The following is a 4,959-nucleotide window of genomic DNA, read 5'->3' on the forward strand; positions in this document are numbered from 1 at the left end:
ACCTCGTGAACAGCCACGTCAGCGACACTGTTCACGAGGCAAACCAGCAGCTCACAGGCTCGATCAGTCCCCCGACTGAAGATAACGATCGAGTCCACCTTCGCCACCGTCCGGCACCGCACGAAGATCACGAAGGGGCCGGGATCCCGGGCGGCCGGGCTGGCGATGGCGTTCAAGCTGATCGAGGCTGCCCAGGACCGCTGGCGCGCGGTGAACGGCCCGCACCTGGTGGCACTCGTCCGCACCGGCGCCACGTTCACCGGCGGCCAGCTCGTCGAACGACCCGACGACCACCACCAACCGGAAGCCGCCTAAAGATCTTCATCCACAGGTCTTGACGATTGCTCTTCGCGCCCCCGCCGGTCCACACTGATCACTATGACGTTGACGCAGTTGTCCGCGTTCGTCCTGGTCGCGCGGCTCGGGTCGGTGAAGGCGGCCGCGGAGGCCCTCTCGGTCAGCGAGCCCGCCGTGTCCCAGGCGATCGCGGCCCTGCGCAAGTACCTCGGTGACCCCCTGCTCACCCGTGGTGGCAACGGGATGGTGATGACCGCCGGGGGCAACCGGCTGCTCACGATCGCCGCCCAGATGGTCGCACTCGGTGCGGAGGCGGAGTCCGCGGTGCGCTCGGCGAACGGGGCACCGGAGCCGTTGCGCCTCGTCGGGCCGAACACCATCGTGGAGTTCCTCGGCGGACCGCTCGCCGAGGTGCTCGGGAACCGGTCCTCCGGCACGGTCGAGGTGTCGGTCGGGGTCGCCGCGACGAACGAGATGGCGGCGCTGGTCTCGCAGCGGCTGGCGGACGTCGCGCTGGGCCCCGAACTGCCGGGCGACCGCGGGCTCACCCTGGTCAGCGAGCCGGTATTCCGCAGCCGCATGGTCGTCCTCGCCGCGCCTGGGGCGAAGTTCACCGGCTCGCCGCGACAGTGGCCGTGGCTGGTGGACGCCGACGCGGCCGACCCCGGCACCGACGTGGCCCGGCTGCTCCGCACGTTGGGAGTGCCGGAGTCCCGGATGCGGATCTTCCCGAACCAGACAGCCGCCTGGGATGCAGCCGCCCGCGAAGCCGGAGTGACCCCGTCGCTGGCCCACCTGGCCGTGCACCGGACCCGCCGCCGCGAGCTCACCCCGGTCGACGTGCCCGGCACCCCGATGGAGGTCGTCTGGTACGTCACCATGCTCTCGATCGACCGCCGTTCGGCCGCAGCGAGCTCGATGCGGCACTTCCTGAGCACACCGGAAGCGATGAGACTGCTCCGCGAGCCCGGAGCCGGCGTCCCCCCGTCCCGCTTCCGGCCGCCGGTCTACGTCACGATCTGGAACTGAGCCCAGCCCGGTCGGTCCCGCACCTCCCGCCCCGGTGCGCGGCGGGGGCGGCGTGTTGCCAAAGCCGCCGGTCAGATGCCATCGGCGACGGCGCTCGACGTGGGTCTTTCCTTCGGCAGTGAAGGCGGCACCCATCGAACCGACGACCCGGCTGGAGGTAGTGCGGTTCCCCTCCCTCGGCCGACTGTGCGCCGCGCCGCAGCGCGTCCGTGGTGGTCAACAGACGCTCCGCGTTGAGGTGCCGACGAGCGCACGCCGATTATGGAACGGCTGGGTGAGCCCAGCGTTGCCCGCTGGGCGGTCGAACTCAAGTCCGGGAGTGCGGCCTGCAGGTGCGGCAGGTCGACGTGTCGCGCTCGGTCGATCCAGCCATGAGCAGGTCGTCGTTGCCGGTGCTCGGGGCAGTAGCGCAAGCGAAGTCACGGACGAGGTCTGCGAGACCACTTCCGCAACGCCAAACACGGGTGCCGCGCTGCGCCACCTACCCTCCGCCGACCCGGACGTGAAACCTCGCCTGGGTCTGGGGCGCGCTGCTGGCCACCACGCTCTCGGCGTGGCTACGAGAACTCGGCGGTCTCGATGACGGCGCCGGGCATGCCGCCCACCTGGGCTGCCTGCGCTGAATCGTCCTGGACGGTGGAGAGGCTCTGATCTAGCAAGGAGACTGGACCAGTGCCTGCACCTCGGAAGTTCGATGCGGAGACGCGTGAGCGCGCCGTGCGCCTGTACACGGGCCGTCTGCGTGATCACGGTGAGTCCAAGCTGGCTGCGCGCCGGCACGTAGGTGAGTTGCTGGGAATCAACCCGGCGACGATCCGGAATTGGGTCGAGGCAGAGTATGACCCGTCGGTGACAGCGGGGCCGACGGTTGCCGATCCCGATCCTGAAGAACTGCGGCGGTTGCGGCAGGAGAATGCAGAGCTGCGGCGGGCGAACGAGATTCTGAAGACGGCGAGCGCGTTTTTCGCCCAAGCGGAACTCGACCGCAAACTTCGCTGATCTGCGAGTACGTTGACGGTCATCGTGACCGTTTCGGAGTCGAGTCGATTTGTGCCCTGCTGAGCGAGTACGGGATGCAGATCGCTCCGAGTACCTACTACAAGTGGCGAGTGAATGTTTCCCAGTAGCGAGTTGATCAGGCCATCCGGTCGTGTTCTTGGTGGAGCAGGACCAGGGCGGCGGCGGTGATCGCGCCGATCCGCCAGGGGCACAGGGTGACCCGGCGCAGGGCGCGGAAGGTGGTCTTGAGCAGCGAGTTACCGCGTTCGGCCAGAGCCCGGGTGGCGGAGTGGAGCATGTTGTAGGCGCGCTGGTCCAGGGGCAGCCCAGCCCCGGGCGGCGCCTTGAACGGGCAGGTCAGCCGGGTGTTCTCGCCCTCGTAGCCGAGGTCGGCGAGCACGACGTGGGTCTGGTCGGTCCAGTCGTCGATGGCGTCGAGGAGCCCGTCGTGAGCGCGGGCGCAAGTGGTGTCGTGCTCCCGGCCGGGGCGGACCGGAGAGGTCCACAGTGGCCACCCATCGGGTGCGGTGAGGACCTGGACGTTCCCGCCGTGATGGCGGTGCTTACCCGACCACCACAGATCGACCCCAGCATTCGGCCCGAAAGCTCTGGATCGATCGGTCCGGATCAGGGTGCCGTCAAGATGGACGTGGGTGTGCCCGGCCGCCCGTGCGGCCAGCAGCGCACCGTGCAGCCCGGGTGCGGCGGCAGCCAGCACGTCGATCCCTTCGTGCAGGTAGCGGTAGGTCGTGGAACTCGAGAGCTGGTTGTCGATCGCGAGCTGGGCGACCCGGGTGGCATCGAGGAACCAGCGCAGCACCAGCACCGCTTGCCGGTAGCAGCCCAGCACACGACGCCCCCGGCGGGTGCCCCGTCGTGCACGTTCGCCGGCCAGCAGCTGGGACACGAACGCGGCAGTGGACTCCCCGATCGGTAGCACGGCGGTGTAGATGACAGGATCGGACACGCGGGACCTCGGTGAGCTGGGCGATCTGTGGAAGGACCGCCTCTCTACCGAGGTCCCGCACCCCTACCTGGTCATCTTCGCTCCGTCGGCGTGTTGTCGCACTCTCCCTGAGAGCGTGTTTGACAAGGGTCGGCGTGTCTGCGCCGTACGAGGCTGGGACTGATCCACCGTGGACCGGTGGCTCGACGCAGGCGGCGGTACCCCTCGGACACCAGTGACGAACAGTGGGCGTTGATTGAGCCGCTGCTTCCAGCGGCCGGGGCCGGTGGCCGCCCGGAGAAGCACGCGCGCCGCGACGTGGTCGACGCGATCCTCTACGTGGTGCGGGCCGGCTGCGCGTGGCGGGCACTACCGGCTGATTTCCCTCCGTGGCAGACCGTGTACTGGTACTTCAACCGGTGGGAACAGCAGCGGGTCACCGAGAAGATCCTGCCGGTCGTGCGTGGCCAGGTCCGGGTGGCCGAGGGGCGTGAGCCCGAGCCGAGTGCGGGCATCATCGACTCGCAGAGCGTGCGGGGCGCCGACACCGTCGGCGCCGAGTCCCGCGGCTTCGACGCCGGTAAGAAGGTCAACGGCCGGAAGCGGTTCATCGTGACTGACACGACGGGTCTGCTGCTCACGGTGATGGTGTGCACCGCCGGACGTCAGGACCGCGACGGCGCGAAGACGGTTCTGCTCGGCGCCTATCTGGCTACCGCGGTGCGGTTCGTGTTCGCCGACGCCGGGTTCGCCGGACGCCTGGTCGACTGGGCGCAGACCTTCTTGCGCACCACGATCGAGATCGTCCGCAAACCTACAGGTCAGCGCGGGTTCGTCGTCATTCCACGGCGCTGGGCGGTCGAGCGCAGCCTGGCCTGGCTGACCGCCCACCGCCGCCTGGCCCGCGACTACGAACGCCACCGCGCCACCTCCGAGGCCATGATCCGCTGGGCCGCGATCAACACCATGACCCGACGCCTCGCCCGCGGTGGGCCCGCCACCCGGCAGCAACGACGCATCTTCACGCCCTCGACTTGATCTTCTCAAACACGCTCTGAGCAACGGCGGGCCCCCGGCTCCATACCCCATTCCGCAACCGAGAGGACGGATACCGTTGTCCGCACACCCTCGAGATTCCGCCGCAGTCGCAGCCCCTGCCCGTCCCGCTCCGGTAGAGAGCATCGACATCGGCGAGACACGAATTACGCATCTACCCGACGGCCATGCTTCGGTGTCCGCTTCGGCTGTCTTCCCAACGGGAAGCCAGGAACTGTGGGACGCGCACCGGGAGCTCTTCGATGCTGACGGCAAGCTTCTCCTGAGCCTGGGCGGGTTCCTGGTCGAGACCGGTGGGCGCAAGATCCTCGTCGACCTTGGTTTCGGTGATTCGGTTCTTCCGGTCGAGTCGATCGATGGCGAATTCCGGGGCGGACAGTTGCTCGGCAGCCTCGCTAGCGTCGGAGTGGAGCCCGGGGACATCGATACGGTCTTCTATACACACATGCATCTCGACCATGTCGGATGGACCTCCAGGAACGGTACGCTCACCTTCCCCAATGCGGCTCATCCCAATCGGGGGTGTAGGAGTTGGGGTCTGACCCGAATCCGCGAGTAGCGACGGGCCTGCCGGTGGGGAGATGACGATAGGTGCCCGCTGACCTGCGATGATCGTGTTTGCGAAGACATGA

4 protein-coding genes, 2 pseudogenes and 1 other annotated feature are annotated in these 4,959 nt (G+C 68.3%); of the genes and pseudogenes, 5 read left to right on the forward strand and 1 reads right to left on the reverse strand.

All coding sequences use genetic code 11. The features are described from left to right. Window positions 1–87: 87 nt before the first annotated feature. The 3 genes and pseudogenes from ACVJO7_RS33750 to ACVJO7_RS33760 form a co-directional block, all read left to right on the forward strand. Window positions 88–315, forward strand: a pseudogene (locus tag ACVJO7_RS33750) (IS256 family transposase); the annotation flags it as partial. 63 nt (window positions 316–378) lie between these two features. Next, window positions 379–1,326: a LysR family transcriptional regulator gene (locus ACVJO7_RS33755; RefSeq protein ID WP_491676334.1), complete on the forward strand. Its 948-nt coding sequence runs from the start codon at window positions 379–381 to the stop codon at window positions 1,324–1,326. A gap of 672 nt (window positions 1,327–1,998) precedes the next feature. Next, window positions 1,999–2,426, forward strand: a pseudogene (locus tag ACVJO7_RS33760) (transposase); the annotation flags it as partial. Then, window positions 2,283–2,414 (forward strand) — a sequence feature (AL1L pseudoknot). Its footprint overlaps the pseudogene before it by 132 nt. Before the next feature lie 35 nt (window positions 2,427–2,461). Here ACVJO7_RS33760 and ACVJO7_RS33765 read toward each other — a convergent pair. Continuing rightward, the gene (locus tag ACVJO7_RS33765; protein WP_491676337.1) at window positions 2,462–3,265 is read right to left on the reverse strand and encodes an HARBI1 family protein; all 804 of its coding nucleotides are present in this window, start codon (window positions 3,263–3,265) and stop codon (window positions 2,462–2,464) included. 204 nt (window positions 3,266–3,469) lie between these two features. On the opposite strand from ACVJO7_RS33765, the gene ACVJO7_RS33770 reads away from it, so the two are divergent. Together ACVJO7_RS33770 and ACVJO7_RS33775 are read left to right on the forward strand one after the other, a co-directional pair. Then, a complete protein-coding gene (locus ACVJO7_RS33770; protein ID WP_491676335.1) occupies window positions 3,470–4,309 on the forward strand; it encodes an IS5 family transposase in 840 nt (279 codons plus the stop codon). 193 nt (window positions 4,310–4,502) lie between these two features. Then, window positions 4,503–4,886 (forward strand): MBL fold metallo-hydrolase, encoded by a 384-nt coding sequence (locus ACVJO7_RS33775; protein WP_491676336.1) that lies wholly within the window; start codon window positions 4,503–4,505, stop codon window positions 4,884–4,886. The last annotated feature ends 73 nt before the right edge of the window (window positions 4,887–4,959 follow it).

The organism is Pseudonocardia sp. DxW (assembly GCF_058448985.1).

Excerpts from the sequence above, each read along its gene's own strand:
- ACVJO7_RS33755 (WP_491676334.1), top strand. The coding sequence starts at position 379 with ATGACGTTGACGCAGTTGTCCGCGTTCGTCCTGGTCGCGCGGCTCGGG.